Source organism: Exiguobacterium sp. s101 (assembly GCF_018617835.1).
GTDB classification, from domain to species: Bacteria; Bacillota; Bacilli; order Exiguobacteriales; family Exiguobacteriaceae; genus Exiguobacterium; species Exiguobacterium marinum.
In genome coordinates this window covers 24,219-46,865 of the sequence record NZ_JACSKX010000013.1, presented here as the reverse complement: position 1 = coordinate 46,865, position 22,647 = coordinate 24,219, and the positions used below count along the sequence as shown (strand labels likewise).

The 22,647-nt window shown below is 45.0% G+C and carries 20 protein-coding genes; 1 reads left to right on the top strand and 19 read right to left on the bottom strand.

The features are described from left to right. Positions 1–129: 129 nt before the first annotated feature. The 6 genes from KNO76_RS11400 to KNO76_RS11375 all read right to left on the bottom strand — a co-directional run bounded on the left by KNO76_RS11400 (position 130) and on the right by KNO76_RS11375 (position 6,659). On the bottom strand, positions 130–1,200 hold the full coding sequence (locus KNO76_RS11400) for a hypothetical protein (protein WP_214885516.1): 1,071 nt from the start codon (positions 1,198–1,200) through the stop codon (positions 130–132). A 313-nt stretch (positions 1,201–1,513) separates the two neighbouring features. Next, the gene (locus KNO76_RS11395; RefSeq protein ID WP_214885515.1) at positions 1,514–3,211 is read right to left on the bottom strand and encodes a recombinase family protein; all 1,698 of its coding nucleotides are present in this window, start codon (positions 3,209–3,211) and stop codon (positions 1,514–1,516) included. 106 nt (positions 3,212–3,317) lie between these two features. Beyond that, the gene (locus KNO76_RS11390) at positions 3,318–5,324 is read right to left on the bottom strand and encodes a DUF927 domain-containing protein (protein ID WP_214885513.1); all 2,007 of its coding nucleotides are present in this window, start codon (positions 5,322–5,324) and stop codon (positions 3,318–3,320) included. A gap of 340 nt (positions 5,325–5,664) precedes the next feature. Further along, on the bottom strand, positions 5,665–5,916 hold the full coding sequence (locus tag KNO76_RS11385; RefSeq protein WP_214885507.1) for a hypothetical protein: 252 nt from the start codon (positions 5,914–5,916) through the stop codon (positions 5,665–5,667). Positions 5,917–5,919: 3 nt separating this feature from the next. Then, positions 5,920–6,207 carry a hypothetical protein gene (locus KNO76_RS11380; protein WP_214885505.1) on the bottom strand — a complete coding sequence of 96 codons (288 nt, stop codon included), beginning with the start codon at positions 6,205–6,207 and terminating at the stop codon, positions 5,920–5,922. Continuing rightward, the gene (locus tag KNO76_RS11375) at positions 6,207–6,659 is read right to left on the bottom strand and encodes a JAB domain-containing protein (protein WP_214885504.1); all 453 of its coding nucleotides are present in this window, start codon (positions 6,657–6,659) and stop codon (positions 6,207–6,209) included. The genes KNO76_RS11380 and KNO76_RS11375 overlap by 1 nt, the downstream gene beginning before the upstream one ends. Before the next feature lie 269 nt (positions 6,660–6,928). Here KNO76_RS11375 and KNO76_RS11370 point away from each other — a divergent pair, with 269 nt between their 5' ends. Continuing rightward, on the top strand, positions 6,929–8,077 hold the full coding sequence (locus KNO76_RS11370) for a DNA-methyltransferase (RefSeq protein WP_214885503.1): 1,149 nt from the start codon (positions 6,929–6,931) through the stop codon (positions 8,075–8,077). A gap of 34 nt (positions 8,078–8,111) precedes the next feature. Here the strand turns inward: KNO76_RS11370 and KNO76_RS11365 are convergent, their stop codons facing one another. From KNO76_RS11365 to KNO76_RS11305, 13 genes are all read right to left on the bottom strand, one after another. After that, positions 8,112–9,443: a CfrBI family restriction endonuclease gene (locus KNO76_RS11365; RefSeq protein WP_214885499.1), complete on the bottom strand. Its 1,332-nt coding sequence runs from the start codon at positions 9,441–9,443 to the stop codon at positions 8,112–8,114. A gap of 138 nt (positions 9,444–9,581) precedes the next feature. Further along, positions 9,582–10,061, bottom strand: coding sequence for a 23S rRNA (pseudouridine(1915)-N(3))-methyltransferase RlmH (gene rlmH / locus KNO76_RS11360; RefSeq protein ID WP_214885497.1), 480 nt, complete (start codon positions 10,059–10,061; stop codon positions 9,582–9,584). Between the two features lie 83 nt (positions 10,062–10,144). Continuing rightward, positions 10,145–10,306 carry a CxxH/CxxC protein gene (locus KNO76_RS14265; RefSeq protein WP_084483554.1) on the bottom strand — a complete coding sequence of 54 codons (162 nt, stop codon included), beginning with the start codon at positions 10,304–10,306 and terminating at the stop codon, positions 10,145–10,147. A 37-nt stretch (positions 10,307–10,343) separates the two neighbouring features. Continuing rightward, entirely contained in the window at positions 10,344–11,603 is a 1,260-nt protein-coding gene (locus KNO76_RS11350) for a S1C family serine protease (RefSeq protein WP_214885495.1), read from the bottom strand. 51 nt (positions 11,604–11,654) lie between these two features. Further along, complete coding sequence (locus KNO76_RS11345) at positions 11,655–12,446, bottom strand: MBL fold metallo-hydrolase (protein WP_214885493.1); 792 nt, start codon at positions 12,444–12,446, stop codon at positions 11,655–11,657. A gap of 13 nt (positions 12,447–12,459) precedes the next feature. Beyond that, positions 12,460–13,284, bottom strand: a complete 825-nt coding sequence (locus tag KNO76_RS11340) for a two-component system regulatory protein YycI (protein ID WP_214885491.1) — start codon at positions 13,282–13,284, stop codon at positions 12,460–12,462. Next, a complete protein-coding gene (yycH, locus tag KNO76_RS11335; RefSeq protein ID WP_214885569.1) occupies positions 13,271–14,653 on the bottom strand; it encodes a two-component system activity regulator YycH in 1,383 nt (460 codons plus the stop codon). Before yycH ends, KNO76_RS11340 begins: the two co-directional genes overlap by 14 nt. After that, complete coding sequence (gene walK, locus KNO76_RS11330; RefSeq protein ID WP_026824722.1) at positions 14,653–16,494, bottom strand: cell wall metabolism sensor histidine kinase WalK; 1,842 nt, start codon at positions 16,492–16,494, stop codon at positions 14,653–14,655. The genes yycH and walK overlap by 1 nt, the downstream gene beginning before the upstream one ends. Positions 16,495–16,497: 3 nt before the next feature. Further along, positions 16,498–17,208: a response regulator YycF gene (gene yycF / locus KNO76_RS11325; protein ID WP_026824723.1), complete on the bottom strand. Its 711-nt coding sequence runs from the start codon at positions 17,206–17,208 to the stop codon at positions 16,498–16,500. A gap of 120 nt (positions 17,209–17,328) precedes the next feature. After that, on the bottom strand, positions 17,329–18,618 hold the full coding sequence (locus KNO76_RS11320) for an adenylosuccinate synthase (protein WP_026824724.1): 1,290 nt from the start codon (positions 18,616–18,618) through the stop codon (positions 17,329–17,331). Positions 18,619–18,762: 144 nt separating this feature from the next. Next, a complete protein-coding gene (dnaB, locus tag KNO76_RS11315) occupies positions 18,763–20,115 on the bottom strand; it encodes a replicative DNA helicase (RefSeq protein WP_026824725.1) in 1,353 nt (450 codons plus the stop codon). A gap of 17 nt (positions 20,116–20,132) precedes the next feature. Then, a complete protein-coding gene (gene rplI / locus KNO76_RS11310) occupies positions 20,133–20,576 on the bottom strand; it encodes a 50S ribosomal protein L9 (RefSeq protein WP_214700773.1) in 444 nt (147 codons plus the stop codon). Then, positions 20,573–22,564, bottom strand: a complete 1,992-nt coding sequence (locus tag KNO76_RS11305) for a DHH family phosphoesterase (RefSeq protein ID WP_214885489.1) — start codon at positions 22,562–22,564, stop codon at positions 20,573–20,575. Before KNO76_RS11305 ends, rplI begins: the two co-directional genes overlap by 4 nt. Positions 22,565–22,647: the final 83 nt, after the last annotated feature.

Sequence of the window (22,647 nt, the reverse complement as noted above, 5' to 3'; positions counted from 1 at the left end):
CTTTATTTTAGAAATCATTACTGACAAAAATAGAAAATTGATAACTCAATCGTCTAAAAAATCATTACAATTCATTCATTTGTGGTACGGTTCTCCATACCACATCTAAATGAGGTTTTTGTTCAACTTTCATTGTTCTTTCAAATTAAATACTATTTTATCTTTTTCTATAGTTATATAACTGCATACGGGTAAAGTTATTGGATACTTCGCAAATGGATTCAAAAAATGTCCAACTTTAAATTCCAGCTCCCCCTCAGCCTTCCATTTTAATTCACAAAATAAAACACCGGTCAACGATGTATTTTTGGGTTCACTTCTTCCTCTTGGCAATAAGATACCACCCTCTACACGTACGAGCTCATATTCTCCCGTACTAGAGTTATATCTTAAATTAGAGGGACCATATAAAACTTCAGCCACATCCTCCCAATCAACGCCAAAGCTTGCACTATTACAAATAGCGACAAATAATGGACCACCCCACTTATATTTACTCAATTTTGATTTAATTCGTTTCTCAATTGAATTGTTTGCTTCAATTTCTTCTATAGGACCTAATAATGAAAAGTAAATTTTATCTTTTATAAATTTCATCTTAGGTATAGGGATAAATCCCCCTACAAATCCGAAATCATGAATTATCAATTCTTCCTGCTCTTCAACATTCTTAAGATCGAGACCGTCTAAATATCCTATGAGAGTATCTTTAATTTTTTTGGGTTTAATATTATGCTCATCAATATTTTCATAATAAACGATAATATTATAATAGTGCTCGATTTTGCCCAAATAGTTAAGTAAGCGGTCAATAGCTTGGTTTGACTTTTCTCGCTTCTCATTATCAAACAATGTCACAACATCTAATAAAGCTTTTTGACCTTTTATATCCCACAATAATTCTGGTGTTTTTCCATCCTTCAGTTCTGGATCTAGGTCGATTTCACCTAATCTATCGCAATATTCGTATACAAAAAATTCACTTACCTGAGCAAGAAATACCTTATCGTCTAAACTTTTTAAGCGAGAAGAGTACGATTTTTTTTTATCTTCATCAATTTTCTCAAACCACTTCTCTATATAATTTTTAAGTTGTTTACACTTTTCGTTTTTTTCTTTAGCAACACATACTACAATTGGAGATTTCCAGAATTCTTCTGCTTCGGTCAAACTTGATACAAACTCATCATTGTATAACACATTATTCCTCCTCACATTAAGCTTTCATTTTTAGTAGATTTAAAAAATTAAATTTTAAATAGATGAATTTAACATAGGTATTACACAAATTATACTATTCTCTCTAATTAATTTTGAATTCTATTCATCTCCTTTATACACAAGTTAGTCGGGTTTTCGGGTCTTATAATGAGAACCGCGTAACAATCGATATACGCGGCTTTCATATGGTAAAGGCATGTTTATGAGGATTATCAATAAAACCTGTTTTAATCGCTCATTTCGAAGCTTAGGATTGATTTCAGCTTCGTCTGATAAGACACCCCTTGCGTTGTCATGCGATATTCAACAGCAACGAAAAAGGCGGAGGTGACCCGTCAGGATCATCTCCACCTTCTTCCGAAAAGAATCGGATAACATCTTCATTCAGTTTGATTTGAATGGTCTCAATTTTGCGACTCGCATCAATCGTGATTTCTTCAACCAGAATCCGCACGAGGCGCTTCTGTTGCTCCACAGTCAGGGCTTTGTCGTATAGCGTCACGAAATTGCTTAGAAGGCTTTCCACGACGTCAGCGTCCACTTTCAAACGATTTTGTTCCCGGAGTTGTTGTTCAATCTGGGATAGCTCATTCTTAGTCTTCTGAATGTCAAGATCACTTGCTTCCAAACGCTTTTGTACTTCGACTTTTTTGATGACTCCGTCCTCATAAAGACTGATTGTTTTTTCGCGTTTCCGTTCCAAACTTTCCAAACGACGTGTCAGATGTATATGGCGCTTCTGTAATGGTTGAATGCCTTCCTTCGCATTCTTGTTCACTGCTTCAACCAAGCCTTTTAAAAGTGATTGATCACTCAATAGTTCACGAATACGATTGATGACATAAGGATTCGCCTTATCGACCCGAATCCCGTTCGAACTGCACACCGATGATCCTTTGTTCTTCCATTGTCCACAGGCATAATACTCCAGTACGCGCTTTTCTCCATTCTTTCGTCGATTCGTCGTTCGAGAGAGCACCATCCCTGCTCCACACTGGGGACATTTCATGATACCTGTGAGTAGGTAGCTTCCAGAGTGAACCCGGTTCGGTGTATGGCTTCGTCCTTGCATTAACTTCTGCGTCTTTTGCCACGTCTCCTTATCAATGATTGGTTCGTGAACCCCATCGACAAGAACTGGGTTTGGATTGATGTTGTTCCGACGTTTGGTCGCCCACTCCTGTCGCACGTTATAACGGATGTATCCAGCGTAAAGCGGGTTTGTCAGGATCGTCTTGATTCCATTGATGGAATGATTGCGTTTGAGCTTCGTCTTGTGACCTTCGCGGTTCAATAGATTGGCGATGGTCTTATAACCATTTCCTTGGTTATAGAGAGCAAATATCCGACGCACAATCTCCGCCTCATAAGGATTGATTTCAAGAATGGTATCCCCGCGTTTGCGCATCGTGTCTTTCACTTTGATAATGTCATAGCCGTACACCACACCACCATTCCAACGTCCACTCTGTGCGCGCTCAATCATCCCCATTCTCACGTTCTCAGCAATGTTCTTCCGTTCGAACTCGGAGACCGCAGCCATGATATGAAACTGGAAACTTCCTTGTGGTGTATTGGTGTCGATGTTATCCATATGAGAGTAAAATTCGACGTTACGTAATTTGAGAGCATCGACGATATTCAACATGTCGGTGATTTTACGGGATAGACGATTCATCTTCCAGACGAGAACGATATCAAGCCTTCTATCCTCGACGGCTTGAAGCATCGCCTGTAACCCTGGACGGTTCACGACATCCTTTCCACTGATACCTCCATCCACATACTCTTCAATGAGTTCAAACCCCTTTGCTTCACACACCTCCCGAAGACTCTTCAACTGTGCATCGATCGAATACCCTTCCTCTGCCTGCTCGACAGTGGAAACGCGAGCATAGATCGCCGCGCGTTTTCCAATTGTCGATGGATTTTTCGAGCCACTCATGTATGACTTTGGAGGTTCTGCGATGATTTCGAGCACGTCACTCATCTGCCATCTCTCCTTTATTGTTTGCTAGTTGATATAACACCATGTCTTTTAGAATCTCCGTCAGTTCATTTGCTTGTGTATCGATATGCATAGTAGGTTCGCTCCTTTAAAAGTCATCGTTGTCCTGTGGTGGCAATTCAACATTGGCAATCATGTCTTTAATGTCTTCATAGCTACTATTGTCGGTTGGAGAAATAGCTTTCTCCGAACTCCATTGAGGTCCAAACTTATAGCTGAGTTCTTCATCACTTGGAAGATAACCATCAAAAGTATCCGATGCAAACTTTATCCGATATCCCGTCACTCGCTCTGTTCCAAACACTCGTGTTCGAGAAGTCATTCGATCACCTTCTGATACCATCAATTCCTTGTCTCTCCACTCTCGTAAGATGACTTTAGGGCTCGTGTACCCGGCTTTTCGTAAGAATTCCTCTAAGGATTCTTTTAGAATGAATACTTCAACACGATTCGGTTGTCGATGCAGTTTGATTTCCCCAAAAACTTCACTATGCATCGGACGATACGACTTGTATTTGAACTTTCGGATATGGGTAGTGATATAGTTTCGTAATTGATCGTATGCTGTGTTTGCGATATCGAGAGTTTTCAATTGTTCATTGAAGATATCAACCAACATCTTCCGGAACTCGAGAAACTCTCGACTAATTTTGTCCTTCTCATCTTCTGAAGTACGGAAAAAACACACATACGCATAACGGATGGAGAATTCCAGCGTCGCGAACATCGGTGACAATCGATTCACATAGTTACTCGTGCTCGGGACAAGTGATTCATACTCCTTACGAAATTTACTCCACTTTTCGAGTAAAGCTGTCGGTTCTAAATGCAGTAGTCGTTCAGCAAAGAGCGGTCCGAGAATCCCATAATGTTCATTCGTCAACGCGGAGACGGTTTCTGCAATTTCTTTTGAAGGCATGAAGTCGATATCTGTCACTTCAATCGCACGCACGGATAGTCCAGCATTTTGTACGTTATGACCACGACGATCCAGATTTCGAAGGCTCTGCTCCCCTGTAGATACGCAGATGGTCGAGAAAATCGAGCGAGGTCGCTGTTTCGAATCACGTCCGAGTCTCGCCCGTTCCTCTCCATTCGAAAATTGATAGATCATGTCAGAGGCATCCCGTTGTGCCATCGATGACTCATCAATCAGGATAGGCAATCCGAAATTTCCTTGGAAACTATTCAGCAATGCATTCGCAGTAGCATCCCATGAGGTTTTCAATGGAGCGTCGAAAGGACTTCCCCCGACACTCACCGCCAATTTCGCAGCTGTCGTCTTTCCTGTCGAGCTGTTGCCATGAAGATGGACGATATAGTTCAGCAAATATGGCATCTGCAACTTCAGATATCCATGTAGAAAGGCTGAAAATCCGATTGCCAACGCAAGTTTGACCTCTTTGTGCGAGAACATCTTTTTCAACTGACCAACCAACTGTTCATAATCCCCTTTGGTTGTGACAGCTTTGCTATATCTCTCACTCACCTGACTTTCATAATGGTATACAGTTCCATCCGCTGCTCGTTCATATTCTAGACTTCCATGCGCGAACAACAAGGAAGTACCTTCGGCATATTCTTCTTTGCGAAAACCGACATATTCATGGATCGAGTGATGAACGAGCTCATTGATTTGAAGCATCAAGTAGTGAGCGAGCAACGGCTTATTGCCTGGCGTCGGATTGATGACGACCCCTAGACTCGATAACTTGGAAGATACGTTCTCGTTGATGTTTAATGACGACAACTCGACTTCATACCATTCCGCGTTCTGCAGTTGATAGGCGACCCTTGCAACCAGCTCTCCTGTGAGTCGATTTCGCGTCACACTACTGACGTAGATTGGTGTACACAGGCGTTTACGCGCAGGGATGTAGTCATCACTGTCTTTGTCATACTTCATCGCGTATACTCCGTTCGGTTTCAGGAAGAACTCTGGTCCATCGTCCGACTGTATGAGATACTGACCATCTGTGAATATCGATAGATAGTCCACATATTCTGTTTCCATTGTTTCCTGCTGTTCTTGAAAATCACTTTGATCATATGCTTGTTGGTGTTCTAACTCATTTTGTTCAGATAAATGCGACATCGTTATGTCTCCTTTGCAATTTACCTGGGGCCCCGGTAGGAAAACTATAACCACAGTATCGAGTTTTGTGAAGGAAAATCACCGTCGGCAAACGCCCCTGAATCCGTGGGGAAATTTCACCCTCGTCGGCAAACAGCCCTGAATCCTTAGGAGCATTTTCTTACAACTTTTTTTATTCAGAAGACACATTTCAGACACATTTTAGGGCTATTTTATAGATTTAAGCGAAAAAAATAATTCATATCGTTTTCATTTCAAAACGATATGAATTATGATTATCATTTATATATTTTTATCGATAAGATTAAGTCAAATACTACTTTCACCATTTCTTTCATTTTTATCCCTCCGCTAACTTTAAATAATAAGACAGATACAGCGCCACCATATTACGGTCTTCAGCAGGCAATTGACTCAACACTTGTCTGACCACACCCTCATCAATATCCGTCCCATCCGACACGTATTCTTCCATTAAGATGTCTTTCATCGCATCTTCATCCCAGATGCTATCCGAGTCCGCATTGATCCATGCATCCGACTTACAATAGACTTCTTCGCCGTCAATCCAAATCCGTTGATACTCGTTCATTGTTTATTCCTCCTCGATTAGTTGAATTAATTTTAGTTCGTCACGATGATAAATCACTAAACACATTCTTTGCCCATCACGTAGGAGATGGACCAAATATTCTTTATACAGGTACGTTTCAAGTGAGACCCGGTTTCCCGTTGTTTTTTCGATTTCATCAGGTAGGAAGGACAAGTCCAACTCCTCTTTATCGAATTCGAATGCCTCGCTGACAATTAGGTCCCACCACACCTCATCCGTTTTATCCACATACATAAGTGCGCGGTCGATAATCGTTTTAGCATCATTCATCAGCAATGCCCTCTTTCTTTCAATGAGACATATCCTTCTGTGCCGATAATCAAATGATCGAGCAACGGAATACCAATCAAGTCTCCAGCCTGTGCCAATCGCTCAGTGACTGATACATCTTCTCCACTAGGCTCACAGTCGTCAGACGGATGGTTATGACACACCATGATGCACGCTGCGTTCGAGAGAATGGCAGACTTGAACACTTCACGAGGGTGAACTATGGACGCACTTAATGAGCCGATGTGGACCGTCTCTAGCACGACTGGTTCGTTCTTCATGTTTAACCCCATTAGTACAAAATGCTCACGATCGAGGTCGCCCATATAATCACGGAACAAAGAAACCGCATCACCTGGTGAGGTGATGCGGCGTTTAGCGTACATGATTGATTTTTCTCTTACTAACTTCAATGTGACGATTGGAATTCGTTTTTTGGACTCGTTACTCATCATAGTACCTCCTCAAATATTCTCAAGGAAATAATATATATTTAATTTTATATTTGTAACTGATAAATATATATTATTAATGGGATAAAACTATCAAGTTCTATTGGGAAATTAAATAAATGTACGATATAATTATTAATTCTACAAAGTTTGTGTTTATAGATTTCTGATATGATGAAAACATGTAAAGTTATTAAAGTGAATAGCTTCTTAAATACAATACTATTTATAATATTATTAAGTCATTTCTTTATTAGATGGAGGTAAATATGTCAAAAGTACTCATAAGTGAACAACGAAAATATTTAGTAACTACAGTTTCTGAAGCAAAAAAATACGCTCAAGTATTTTTAGATAGTAAACAATTAGACAATACAGAATTCGGTTTACCTGAGATTGATGACAGATATCACATTTGGAGAGTACCTTTATTGAATCATAGTCGTTCAGTATTAGGTTACGTTATTATTGATGCTTTCTCCGGGGAATTTGATCCTAAAAAAACTACAAAAAAAGAAGTTATTCAGGCTCGATTAAAATATTATAACGAAATAAAAAATCCATCATCTAGTAAACCAAAAAAACTGCAATATCCGATTTCACCGTTGCAAAATACTATACTTCATGGAGATAGCAGAGCGATGCTTGATACTTTACCTGAAGAGTCTGTAGATCTAGTCTTCACTTCTCCGCCTTACTTTAACGCTAGAACTGAATATAGCGATTACACAAATTATGAAGAGTATTTAGAAGTAATAAGAGAAGTTATCAGGAAAAGTGCACGCGTTTTAGTTGAGGGTAGATTTTTTGTAATGAATGTATCTCCAGTTTTAATTCCAAGAGCTAGTAGGAATGAATCTTCGAAAAGAATCGCAGTTCCTTTCGATATGCATCGACTATTTATTGAAGAAGGCTTTGAATTTATGGACGATATAATATGGCAAAAACCTGAAGGGGCTGGCTGGGCTAGCGGAAGGGGAAGAAGATTCTCTGCGGATCGTAATCCTTTGCAGTACAAACCTGTACCTGTTACAGAAAATGTTTTAGTATATAGAAAAAAATCTGATAAACTTATTGATTGGTTTATTAGAAAACATCCTGATCAAGACTTGATCAAAGACTCTAAAGTCGGTGATGATTATGAAAAAACAAATATTTGGTATATCAGCCCCGCAAGGGACAAGCGACACCGTGCTATTTTCCCAAAAGAATTAGCTAGCAAAGTGATTAAATATTATTCGTTTAAAAATGATGTAGTACTCGATCCCTTTGCAGGGATTGGGACTACTGGGAAAGCTGCGATTGATCTTGAAAGACGGTTTGTCTTAATTGAAAAAGAACAAGAGTATGTTAATGCAACAATTGATGATTTACAACAATTGTACTTCGACGTTTTTGATGACATTGAAATAAAATAAATGTTAAGGGCAGGATTTTTCTTGCCCTTAACATTTACCCTTCTTCGCTTTCTATTTTTTCAATAAAATGAGCAAGATTTATGTGCTCTAATCTCTCTTCGATCCACTCATGAACTTCATTGTCGTCTAAATCGACTAGTATGTCACCCGAACCTAAGCAGTTGTCTAGGTACTTCGAGAAATGTTTTATCCAAAGCTCATCTTTCATCTCAACGGCATAACCCGCAATACTTTCCGCAATAGAACTCATATGACTATTGGTTCCAATAGTGTCAACAATGACTATTGTCTTTGTAGTATGATGTAAACTTCCAATTTCGCCTTCACTTCTAAATCGAGTCATTTTATCAGTAGCGATTTCTGGGTTTCCTTTACCTATAAATCCAATATCAATCCTAACAGCCTTTTGATCGAATACTACTGTAGCATCGATTTCTCGCTCTTCTTCTTCGGATGAAGACAACCAAAATAATTTTTGAGATGGATCTATAATTTCTGGTACTCTTGGACGGTATTCAAAACCAAATAGCGTAAGAGCCGCGCCTAAAATTAATTTTTCAAAAAGTTTTCCACTCATTGACTTTGATGACCCTCTTACAGTTAAAGTTTGAGCTCCAATTGCTGTAAAAAGATTATTTAGAAATTCCCAATCCACATTTATCTCTTTTCCATTAACTGAAATAGAGCCTTCAATTTTACCAAAATTATGTTCCAATAACGGAACTACTTCTTCTAGTGTATTTGTTAGTTTGTTAATGTAGTCATTTAAATTTTCACGTCCTCTAACAATATTATCCAGACCTTTCTTCGTTAAGCCCATGAGCCACAAGGGTAGTAAACGATGATTATCATTACTTGATAATTGCAACGATTTACCTAAAAAGTCTAAATAGTTGTCTGTAGTATTTTCTTCGTGTTCTAAGTCACATAACAACTTAAAAATCCCAGCATTTGAAATTATAAGTCTAGTTCTAGTCATAAATTCTGTAATGTCACGAACATTTCCACCGCAAAGAACATTAAAGACTAAGGACCTTAGTCCTTCTTCTCCTAAAGCTTCAATGATATCCCTACTAGATGAACGCATCAATTTTTGTCCATCACTATGATACATTGCATAAAGATTTTCATGTTCATTCAAATACCTGTTAAAACGTTCAAATTCTTTAGTATCAGTTAATTCAGCCACACTGACTTCTAAATCTTGAGCTAATATTCTTAAATGCTGACTAGTGGGAGATCTTTTTCCATTTAGTATTTTGCTTACAATACTACTATCTAGAGATAGATCACTTTGATTAATCTTTTTCTCTTCAAGTAATTTTTCAATATTGATTCGTAATGCAACAAAATTTATGTCATGCAAAAAAATTCCTCCTTAATTCAATTTTTTATACCAAGTCAAAATTTATTGACTTTAATACATCATATACATATAAAAAATATGTGTCAATAACTTTTACCAAGTATTTTTTTTTGAATTTCAGAGAAATAAAAACCTCATTTACTTATGGTACGGTTCATTCCGATTGATTCGATACGCCCGATAAATCTGTTCACACAACACGAGCTTCATGAGTTGATGGGGGAACGTCATCTTCGAGAACGAAATCGTATCGTTCGCTCGCTTCATCACATCGTCCGACAAACCAAGCGAGCCCCCGATGACGAAGGCGATTTTACTTTTTCCGTACGTTGCGAGTTGATCGAGTTCACGGGCGAACTCTTCACTCGTTCGCTGCTTTCCTTGAATCGCCAAGACGATGACGTGCGTATCTGGGGATATTTTCGCCAAAATGCGCTCGCCTTCCTTTTGTTTTACTAGTAACATATCTGCCTCACTCAAATGCTCAGGTGCTTTTTCGTCTGACACCTCGATTTCCTGCACTTTTGCATAGGCAGAAAGCCGCTTTGTGTACTCGGCAATTCCTTGTTTTAAATATTTTTCTTTCAGTTTGCCGACCGTGATAATTGAAATATTCATCCAATTCTTCCTTTTTCCACAGTTTTTTTGGAGTTATCCATAGGGTTATCCACAGAGTTATCCACAAATCCACATGTTGATAATTAGTTTTTGCTTGACACAACATATGTTGCATCGGCATCACAGAACTCACATGCCACTTGTCCACTTGTGGATAATTCCTCTAGTAACGGGTACTCCCCCGTCTCATCCACAATGATGTCTAAAGCGATTTCAACATGTTCCTTGCATACTTTTTTTTCCACAGTTTTTCCTCCTTAAAAAAGAAGCGTCGCCGCTTCTTTATGTTGCTTCAGTTAATGTCGCCTCAGTTTCTCTTGCTTCCCCTCGACGTAAATACTCAATGGAGATTGTATCACCGACCGTTGCGTCACGATACAACGCATCACGTAAATCGACGTATCGTTTGATCTCCCGGTCTCCGATTTTTGTGATCACATCCCCGACCCGAAGTCCTGCTTCTTCGGCCGGACTACCCGGTGTCACCTCTTCGACGAAGACACCGTCTTCCTGGTCGAATGAAATCCCGTACTCTTCCCGGATGTTACCAGGTACGGCGATGACTTCCTGAATCGTGACCCCGAGCTGAGCCCGTGTTACCTTACCGTCGCGTTCTAACATGTCAATGACCGGTAGGGCCACGTTGACGGGAATGGAGAATCCGACCCCTTCTACGCTCGCCTCGGCGATTTTCATCGAATTGATTCCGACAAGCTCTCCACGAATGTTGATCAAGGCACCACCCGAATTTCCCGGGTTGATGGCCGCATCCGTTTGAATGACTTCCGCGTTATAATCCATCAAGCCGTCGCTGTTCGTATCGACCGGCACCGTCCGCTCGACACCACTGACGATACCACGCGTAACCGAGTTTGAGAAGACACCAAGCGGATTTCCGATGGCCATGACGGTCTCGCCAGCTTGGAGAACGGTGGAGTCACCGAGAACAATCGGCTCCACATCAATATTTTTCGGCAACTCGACCTCAGCGACAGCCAAATCGTTGAGCGGGTCTTCGCCTAAAATGGTTGCCGATGCGATTTGACCATCGGAAAAGGTGATGTTGACCTCGTCCGCTTCTTCGATGACGTGGAAGTTCGTGACGATATAGGCCGTGTTTCCTTCTACTTTATAGATGACACCAGAGCCGGCACCCGCCTCCCATTGCGAGTCCGAGGTGAACGCACGCTGGATATTGGTGATGCTGACGACGGACGTCTTCGCCCCAAGGACAGCCGTCGTCACGTCCGATTCGGTGACGGTGACGGCCTGTTCGGTCCGCGTCAGTTCATTCGTCACAAAACGAGAGGTCGGCGAATCCCAGAGCATCACAATGACAAAAAACAAAGCCGCTCCTAAGAATCCGCCAACCCCTCCGAGTAACAACGGTTTTATATTTGGTCTCGGCTTATGGCGTACGTGCTCCTCTTGCTTCGGTCGCCATTCGCTCCGAGACGGATACGTCGATTTCTCTTCTGTTGCTTCGTGTACTTCAGGTTCGACGTCTTGAGGTTCATACTCATGGTGTCTCTCTTCGTTCACGACGCGTCCCCCCTTCAAGACAGTGTGATAACTGTCTTTTCCCAAGTTTCCTTATAAAGAAACGAGTGAAGTGGGGATTGTCGGGTCCGTGTCGCACAATTTGATTCGACCTAAGTCGACATCTCGCATGCCGAGTGTTTGCGAGACGCTCATCTGCGCGAGCTCCTTCATGTTGTTGTCCTTGCTTAAGTGGGCCAAATAAATCCGTTTCGTACTGTCGCCGATGACCTCACTCATCGCGATGGCTGCATCCTCGTTCGAGACGTGGCCATAGTCGCCGAGGATTCGTCGTTTGACACTCCATGGATAACGCCCCATCTGCAACATCGAGACGTCATGGTTCGACTCAAAGATGAAGTCGTCCGCTCCACGGATGACCCCTTTCATCCGGTCCGAAACATATCCCGTATCGGTGATATGGGCCAATCGTTTCCCGTCATGCGCAAACTGATAAAACATCGGGTCTGCCGCATCATGGCTCACGTTGAACGTCTCGATTTCGATATCCCCGAACTGTTTCACGTCTCCGACTTCGATTTGAAACTTCAAGGCAGGATCAATCTTTCCAATCAGTGATTCCATCGCTGCCCATGTCTTCGCATTCGCATAAATCGGTAAGTTATACTTTCGTGCTAATATCCCGACACCTTTAATATGGTCGGAGTGCTCATGGGTGACGAGCAGTGCGTCGATTCCGTCAAACGACCGACCGATGGCTTCGATGCGCTGTTGCATCGCTTTTCCGGTCAAACCGGCATCGACGAGCAGCTTCGTCCGTTCCGTCTCGATATAGAGGGCGTTTCCGGTCGACCCGCTCGCTAACACACTATACTGTAAAGTCACGCAATCACTCCTTTCATTCTTTCGTTTCAAACTCCACGTGCTCGACCGTTCCATCGATCGCATTGACGAAGTAGACTTGATCATCAATCCCAATCGACCAAAGCGGTGGCATGATAATCAAACTGCCTGAGCTGTCGAGCGGTAAACTGTAAAACCCGGTATTGATGGCCCGCATCTCCTGGTTCGGTTGGAAGTACTTCCGAGACGCGAGTTGTGAGATGGCTTCACTGGCCGTCAACACGAGGTCGTCTTGCGTTTTTGACGAGAGGTCTTTTAAATGACGCTGCTTATAATCCGTCACTTCGAACGACTCGTTCAACTGAATGAGGATGAGGGACGGACCGATGTACATTTCCGTATCCCCCTCGACTTCAGGTGCTGAAAAAATCTTGTTATCCTCGAATGTTTGCACGAAAGCAATCTGTCTCGTTTTTTCATCGTAGCGCCAGTAGGCGTACTCGTTTCCAAACGGGACATATTCCGCTACAAACGTCGAGGCGGTCGTCCGCAAATCCTTCGCATCGAGCAAGACGGGTTGCTTCAACTCGACTTCGAGTTGCATGTTGTCGAGCGTCGTCGCGAGTTGTGCCTCCCGATTTTTGGTGATCATCGCAGCCGACATTTCTTCAGACGAACCCGTCAAATAGCCGATATCCCGACCCATCCGTGGCAATTTTGCCGGATCGACATTCCGCTGGTCTAAAATCTGCGTGATCGAGGTGTTGTCATTCGTCACGACTTCGGTCGCCCATGTTTCCGTCAACAATTGGAACAATAGATAGATGTTCAAGGCGAGGAAGGCGAAGATTAAAATCGTTTTCGCTTTACTCCAATCCACGATACATCATCCTTTCTGTCCAATCGTCTCCTTGATTGTATGGGACCCAACGGCCCGCCTCACGCACGAACCAGTTCGGTGAAAACGTCACGTAGCGGCTCGTATCTTCGTTATATTCGATTTCATAACCGATTCGAATCTCCGTTACGTTCTCAAACCGTCCGGAGTTGATGAGGGTACTGAGCACCTCGTTCGCATTAGCCAACTGTGTCGTACCGACCGTGATCAGCCGATCGATTTCCAAGTGGTGACGTGTGATCGACCGGACCTGTGCCCCGTCGTTTTCCACACGTAATGTGGATAAGTCGATGGCATCGTTGTTGATAAATGCCTCGCGCTGACTAAAGACCGGATACCCTTTCACATGAAAACGGAACACAGTCGTTTCAAAACCTTTATTTGCAGGTGTGATGGCATCAAAGCGAAGTGAGAGCCCTTGATTCTCAGAAGCTTCATCGACCCATCCACCGTGGAAGTTCACGAATTCTACAATCGAATCTAATCCGAGTGCCGTGTCACGTTCTGTACTGTTCCGAGACAAGTTTCGGTAACGACTGGCGTTCAGGGTCGCATCATATTCCCCAACGCTGACACCATTCGTCAAGGCTCCAATCGAACTTGCCGGGTCGACCTCCTGAACATTCGGGTCGCCCGGGAAGAACGTGTCCCGCATCCAGTCAAGACGGGTATCGATTTGAATCGATGATACGTCGTAAGCAAACAACTCATTCATCTCAGGTCCAATGACCGGAATGTAATTCACCCGCTCATCGGTGTACGTCACCCGCTTCATCGTTCGACTCGAATTTTTCAAGAAGATACTGTTCACATCGCCGTTTCCGACTTTCGTCAACTTTCCTTCCCAAATCGATTGGTCGCTCATGATGGTGCGAATGTTGAACGCATTTTCGTCCATATAGATGAGGATCCGTTGTGGAATTTTCCCAGACAAACTATACGTTCCCGGCAACATGTAGCTGAGCGTATCCGCATAGTAGGCCTCCGGTAAGATCAACTCGAGTCCCTCGTTGATATCCGTATAGAAGCTCGGGACATTTTTCACGGCGAGTGGTTTGAACTCACTCGCTTCAAACGAATCCCGAATGACGCGCATCAGTTGCTTCGGCGTATTCTTCGAAGCGAAGACGGCATTGTTGTCATGTACGACCGCTTGAGTCGGGATGATGACCTGATTCGCTCGGCGCTGCAGGGACTCGTCCACCGTCGTGAGCTGCGTCTCCGATTGGACGGCCTGATACGTGGGATGGTAATCCCACAAGATGATGGTTTGAACAATCGACGTGACGATTAACGTGAGCAAAATGAACGACTTCCACAGTTCCGGCTTTGCAATCGTAAACCGTTTCATCAATCATTCACCTCCACAATCGTATCGAACGGGATGGTGAAGTAAATCGTCGTACCGCGGCCAAACTCACTCTCTGCCCAGATGTCGCCCCCGTGAGCGGATACGACTTCTTTGGCAATCGATAGACCGAGTCCGGTTCCACCGATGTTACGCGCCCGTGCCTTATCGACACGGTAGAAGCGCTCAAAAATTTTCTTCAAGTTCGACTTCGGAATCCCGACCCCTTCATCCTTGATCCCGATAACGAGGCGCTTCGCCCGAAGCATCGTCCGGAACGTGATCGTCCCGCCTTCTGGTGAGAACTTGATGGCGTTCGTGATGATGTTGTCGATGACTTGGGTCATCTTATCTTGGTCGGCATGCACGTAGACACGACGCTTCATCAGTTTGCGACGGAATTGAATCGCCTCTCCTTTCGTCATCTCGTGACGGTCGATGATGTCGTTAAAGAATTGCACGAAGTCGAACTTCACTTTCTGCATCTTGTATTCTTTACTGTCCATCTTCGAGAGTTGCAACAAGTCGTTGACGAGGCGAATCATCCGCTCCGTCTCGTTTTGTGTCGTCTCTAAGAAGCGTGGCGCCAACTCATCGTCTTGATAAGCGCCTTCCGCGAGGACTTCCAAATAGCTGCGCATTGTCGTGAGCGGTGTACGCAACTCGTGACTGACGTTCGCCACGAATTCACGGCGGTCCTGTTCGACTTGTTCTTGTTCCGTGACATCATGCAAGACGACGATGAGACCTGTGATCGGTCCGCTGTGCTTTTGAATCGGTGAGAAGTAGGCACGGACGAGGAACAATTCTTCATCCGTACTGAGGTCAATCAGCTTCGTCGGCATCGTCCCGTCTTCTGGAATAACGATTTCCTCTTCGAACGCGAGGAGACTTTGTAAATTCGTCCCCATCGCCTCTTCCTCCGCAACCCCGATCATGTCGCGCGCTTGGTCGTTCATCAAGATGACGCGTAACGAGCGGTCGGTCGCGACCACCCCGTCCGACATGTTCTCAAGGACACTCGTCAAGCGACGTCGTTCCGCTTCCGTCGTCGCATTTGCTTCCATCAATTCGTCTGTCAATTCGTTGAACGCATACGCGAGTTGACCGACCTCGTCATCCGAGTACACTTTAACTTTCCGCGAGAAGTTCCCTTTCCGCATCTCTACGGCCTGCCTGCGCATGTCGGCAATCGGTCGCGTGATGGTGCGCGATAAGAGAATACCAAGGAACGAGGTGATGATGAGTGCAATCAACGTCCCCGTTGCGAGGATACGTGTCACTTGTTCCATCTGGTTGTAGATGGATTTCATCGATGCCTCGATATAAATCATCCCGGTCGTCGTCCCATCCACTTCCGATTTAATCGGAACGGCGACGACGCGCATTCGGTCATTCGAATCCTCATAGACGAGCGTCTCCTGCGCCCCGCCTGTCGCGAATGACTTCTGGATAAACGTACTCGCCGTCCGTTGTCCGACGAGACTTTGATTATTTTGATTCGAGGTCGCCCGCACGACACTGTTCGTGTCGATGATTTGGACTTCCCGAATGTCGTCAGCTAGCGTCGTGCTCTCTGTAAATTCAGACAGCAGCTGATCCAATAACTGGTTCAACTGCTGGTCAGTAGTCGAGTCACTCTCGTTCGCTGCGATTCCCTCACTGACGTTATAGCTCAGTAGGTTCGCCCGGTCGACGAGTGACTGCGAGAAGTTGTTGATGTATTGTCGTTCCAAAGAACGTACAAAGTACACGCCGATGACTTGCATCGCAACGAGAATGAGCAGCGCATAGATGACGACGAGCTTCCACTGGATTGATTTAAAGAAGTTCGTCCGTTTCATCGTTTAGTCTTCTTCTCCTGCCTTCAAATAATATCCGACGCCACGACGCGTAATGATGTACGTCGGCGTCGATGGGTTATCCTCTACTTTTTCGCGAAGACGGCGTACTGTAACATCCACGGTACGTACGTCACCGAAGTAATCATAGCCCCATACCGTTTGGAGCAAGTGTTCACGCGTCATCACTTGTCCAATGTTTTGCGCGAGGTAATGAATTAATTCGAACTCGCGATGCGTCAATTCGATTTTCTCTTCCCGTTTCGTCACCATGTACGAATCCGGATGAATCGTCAAGTCGCCGATCGCGATATCGTTCGCATTCGCCCCTTTCGCTTCTGGCGCCGGCGCCGTCGCGTGACGTCGCATATTCGCTTTGACACGAGCCAACAGTTCACGTGAGCTGAACGGTTTCGTGACGTAGTCATCCGCTCCGAGCTCTAACCCGAGTACTTTATCGATCTCGGAGTCTTTCGCCGTCAACATGATGATCGGCATATCATACTTCTTCCGTACCTCACGACATACTTCCATGCCGTCTTTGAGCGGAAGCATGATGTCGAGTAAGATGAGGTCCGGTTGAATCTCCTCTACTTTTACGAGGGCTTCTTCGCCGTCATAAGCGACATGCACCTGGTAACCTTCTTTTTCAAGTTTAAACTTCAATATATCTGCGATTGGTTGTTCGTCATCTACCACTAAAATCGTACGATCCATTCAGTGAGTCCTCCTCTTATCATTAAACGTACATGCCTACATTGTAACTCTTTTTATACAGCTTAGAAAGCTTGGTCCATTTCCGTGGAAATGAAAAAGAGAGCCCGATGGCTCCCTTTCTTATGCTTCGTAAATATCACGCAAGATGACCGTCTGTTCACGAGCCGGTCCGACCGAGAACGTCAGCAACTCAATCCCTGTCAATTCTTCGATACGACGAACGTAGCGCTGTGCATTCTTCGGAAGGTCATCGAAGTTGCGGACACCCGTGATGTCTTCTGTCCAACCCGGAAGTTCTTCGTATACTGGTACACACTTCTCGAGGACGCGGAAGTTCGGCGGGTACTCATCAAGATGCTTCCCTTCGTACTCATACGATGTGCAAATCTTGAGCGTCTCAAGACCTGTCAATACATCGATGGAGTTGAGGCAAAGATCTGTGATTCCACTGACACGACGTGAGTGACGTACGACAACCGAGTCGAACCAGCCGACACGACGGGGACGACCTGTTGTTGTCCCGTACTCTTTACCGACTTCACGGATCGTATGGCCGATCTCATCGTCAAGTTCTGTCGGGAACGGACCGTCACCGACACGTGACGTGTATGCTTTACAGACACCGACCACGTGATGAATCTTCGATGGTCCGATTCCGGCACCGCTCGATACGCCACCTGACGCGGCGTTCGACGATGTGACGAACGGGTACGTTCCGTGGTCGATATCGAGAAGGACCCCTTGTGCCCCTTCAAAGAGAACTTTCTTTTCTTCGTCGAGTGCATCGTTTAAGACGACCGATGTATCACACACGTATTTAGCGAACTGTTGGCCATACGCATAGTACTCTTCAAAGATATCATCAAACTCGATCGGGTCGACCTCATACATTTTCACGAACATGCGGTTCTTCAACTCAAGCACGGTCTTTAGTTTCTCCGCAAACACTTCTTTATCAAGAAGGTCAGCGATGCGAAGCCCGATACGTGCCGCCTTATCCATGTATGCCGGACCGATTCCTTTGAGCGTCGTACCGACTTTTGCGTCACCTTTTGCGTCTTCCTCTAGACGGTCTTGAAGCTGGTGATACGGCAAGATGATGTGCGCCCGGTTCGAGATCCGAAGGTTATCCGTGCTCACACCGCGCTCATGTAAGTAAGCGAGTTCGGTCACGAGTGATTTCGGGTTGACGACCATTCCGTTTCCGATGACACACGTTTTGTCCGAATAGAAGATCCCAGACGGAATGAGGTGAAGTTTATATTTCGTATCATTGAAGACGATCGTGTGACCAGCGTTGTCTCCCCCTTGATAACGCGCGACGACTTCGGCTTGTTTCGATAAGAAATCGGTGATCTTTCCTTTCCCTTCATCGCCCCACTGCGTTCCCACTACGACTACTGATGACATAATGAATCCTCCTTATTAATCAACGTTCTGTTCAAACCATCCGTAAGTGTACACTTGAAAAGTAAGAAAGTCAATCTAATGCCGAACGTTTTATATAAGATGTAACTATTCGTTCGTTATTTTTAAACAAAGACACCACCGACGTTACATCGGTGGTGCGAAGGCTTGTGTCTCCATATTGACGAACTTGTTATACTCTTTCCGGAAGGAGAGCTTGACCGTACCGGTCGGACCGTTACGTTGTTTCGCAATGATGATCTCAATCGTATTGGCGTCTTCACTCTCTTTATCGTAATAGTCATCACGATAAAGGAAGGCGACGATATCGGCATCCTGCTCGATCGCTCCCGATTCCCGGATATCCGACATCATCGGTCGCTTGTCTTGACGACTCTCTACGCCACGCGAGAGCTGTGACAAGGCGATAACCGGTACTTGCAGTTCCCGCGCAATCGCTTTGAGCGTACGCGAGATCTCCGATACTTCTTGTTGGCGGTTCTCGCCCGGTTTCCCGTTCCCGACGATGAGCTGCAAGTAGTCAATCATAATCATCCCGAGGCCGTACTCCTGTTTCAAACGACGACACTTCGCTCGAATCTCGTTGACACGGAGACCCGGCGTATCGTCGATGTAGATGCCTGCTTGCGAAAGCGACGACATTGCGAGTGACAGACGGCCCCAGTCTTCTGCTTCGAGACGACCGGTCCGGAGACGCTGGGCATCGATATTCCCTTCCGCACACAACATACGCATAACGAGTTGCTCGGCACCCATCTCCAAACTGAAGATGGCGACGTTCTCGCCCGTACGGACGGCAACGTTTTGCGAGATGTTCAAAGCGAACGCGGTTTTCCCGACAGATGGACGAGCGGCCACGATAATCAAATCGTTTCGCTGGAAACCGGCCGTCATCTTATCCAAATCGGTGAAGCCCGTTGCAATTCCAGTGATTTCACCACTCGACTGATGTAGTTTTTCAATCGTTGAATATGCATCCGAGAGAACCGACCCGATTGGATGGAAACTCGATTGTCCTTTTCGCTGTGATACTTTTAAAATATTCCGTTCGGCATCTGACAGCACGGAATCGACCTCATCTTGGCGTTCATAACCGTCTGACACGATATTGGTCGCCGTTCGGATTAAACGACGGAGCGCCGCTTTTTGGTCGACGACGTTCAAGTAATAGCCGATGTTTCCAATGGCCGGTACAGATTCAGCGACTTCTGCCAAATAGTTGAGACCGCCGATTTCGTCTAGAATGCCTTGAGCCTGTAACTCTGAACTGAGCGTGACTAAGTCGACGAGTTCGCCCCGGTCATTGATCTTTAACATCGCTTCAAAGATGCGTTGGTGGCTGACACGATAAAAGTCGTCCGGGTCGACACGTTCTGAGGCCGTGATCAACCGATCCGAATCGAGGATGATTGCCCCTAAGACGGCTTGCTCCGCTTCCACGCTATGTGGTGGTGTATTGACTTGAATCGCATCACTCATCCGTCTCTACCTCACCTTCAAGCTTCTTGTACATGTACATTCAACGTCGCGACGACGTCATGGTGCAACTTCACAGGCACTTTCGTGAAGCCGAGCGCCTTGATTGGGTGCTCGAGTTCAATTTTACGCTTATCAATCTTATAGCCCATTGTTTTAAGGGCATCCGCGATTTGTTTGCTTGTGACTGACCCGAACACGCGACCGCCTTCCCCTGCTTTCGTCGTGACGGCGATCGTCTCTTTTTCAAGCTTCTCTTTTAGTTGTTTCGCTTCGTTCAACTCTTCTTCTGCGGCCTCTTCGGCACGACGTTCTTTCGCTGCGAACGCTTTTAGGTTCCCAGGTGTCGCTTCTACCGCCAAATTTTTCTTGAACAAGACATTTTTCGCGTAAGCGTCTGCCACATTTTTCACTTCTCCAGCTTTTCCTTGCCCTTTTACATCTACTTTCAAAATGACTTTCATTCTAATTCCTCTCCTTCAGTTTCATCTGTTACATAATGATCGATTGCCTCTTTCAACATGGCATTCGCTTGTTCGCGACTCACTTCGAGCTGCGTCGCCGCATTCGTCAAATGTCCACCACCATCAAGCATTTCCATGATGACTTGAACATTGACGTCACCGAGGGATCTTGCGCTAATACCTGTTCGTCCATCCGGTAAAATCGCGATGACGAATGATGCTTTCACGCCTTCCATATTTAACAGTTGGTCTGCCGATTGGGCAACCAACACTTGATGATGCGCCTCATCGTCAGAAGCGACCGCAATCGCCATGCCGCCTGCATAAATTTCGGTGTTTCTCAAAATCTGAGACTGCTCGATATAAGCATCGAGGTCCTGTCGCATAAAATGCTGTACGAGAACCGTATCCGCCCCTTGAATTCGTAAGAAAGATGCCGCGTCAAACGTACGTGAGCCTGTTCGGAGCGTAAATCCTTTCGTGTCGACCATGATTCCTGCAAGAAGCGATGTCGCTTCCAAAATGGAAAGCTTGCGGCTTCCCGCCTGATACTCAATCAGCTCCGTGACAAGTTCACACGTTGATGACGCATATGGCTCCATATAAACGAGTACCGGATCTTCGATAAACTCTTCCCCGCGACGGTGATGGTCGATGACGACGACTCGTTCCGCTCGGTAGAGAATATCTTTTGAAATGACGAGCGATGGACGGTGTGTATCGACGACGACGAGAAGCGTCTGCTCATCAATGAGGGGTTGTGCTTCATATTCGGTTAGGAACTGGCTATACAACGCGTCATCGTTCTCTACTTCTTGGACGAGGCGCTGAATTCCGATACTCGTTTCGCCAGACGGAATCACGACATACGCCTCACGTCCGACAAACTCAGCCAATTTCATAATCCCGATGGACGCCCCGAGCGAGTCCATATCTGGATTCTTATGCCCCATTATGAGAACACGACTCGATTCTCGAATCAAGTCACGCATCGAGTTCGAGATGACACGTGCCCGGACGCGCGTCCGCTTTTCGGTCGGGTTTGTCTTCCCCCCGAAGAAACGTACTTTTCCGTTATGACGTTTGACAACAGCCTGGTCACCACCACGACCAAGTCCGAGGTCTAGACTTGACTGAGATAAGTTGCCGAGCTCCGTTAGCATTGTCTCTCCACATCCAATCCCGATCGATAACGTCAGCGGGATCCTCTGCTCTTTCGTCGCTTCACGTACTTCATCTAAAATTGAGAATCTGTTGTTTTCAAGTTCAGATAACGTTCGCTCGTTCATAACGAGGAAAAAGCGATCCGCCGCTGTACGGCGCATGTAGATGTGATGCTGCTGTGCCCATTGATTGAGAAGTACCGTCACACGACGATTGATCTCACTACGCACTTGTTCATCCACCGCAGTCGACATCTCATCATAGTTATCCAAGTACAAAATACCAATGACTGTTTGCGATTGCACATACTTTTGCTCAATTTCTGCTTCCTCGGTCATGTCAAATAAATAAAGGGTTTGATGTATTTGATTGTAGTAGACGCGGTAGACACGATCGCCTACTTCAATCGTGGCTTCATCCTCTTCCTCTTCAATCAATTCAGCGAATGCAGAATGGAGCGCGTCGAGCGGGACTCCAATCGCCATATCGAGTTCGAAGATCAATCGCGATTGTTCGTTAAACCAACTGATGCGCCGGTCTTGATCAAAGACTAAAATTCCAATCGGCATCGTCGTCAACGCTTCTTTCCCGACCTCTTCGATTTGATGAGAGAGTGAGAGGACATACTGTTCCCAATTTTTACGCTCCCGTCGCATTGTTACTTGCTGATAGATGAAGAAAATCAGCGTGCCCATAAACAGGGTGATTGCCGCCACAATATTGTAGAACGCCAATCCTAACGAGACAAGGACTCCAATCACATATGGAACCATGTGCCGTGCGTATTGGTTCTTCACGGATGTTAATGCTTCACCACTGTGCATGTATGCCTCCTAAAATGAGTAATGTTCACCCATAGAATCGTAAAGGTTTCTGCTCTATCATACCATATTCGTTGGTTTCACTT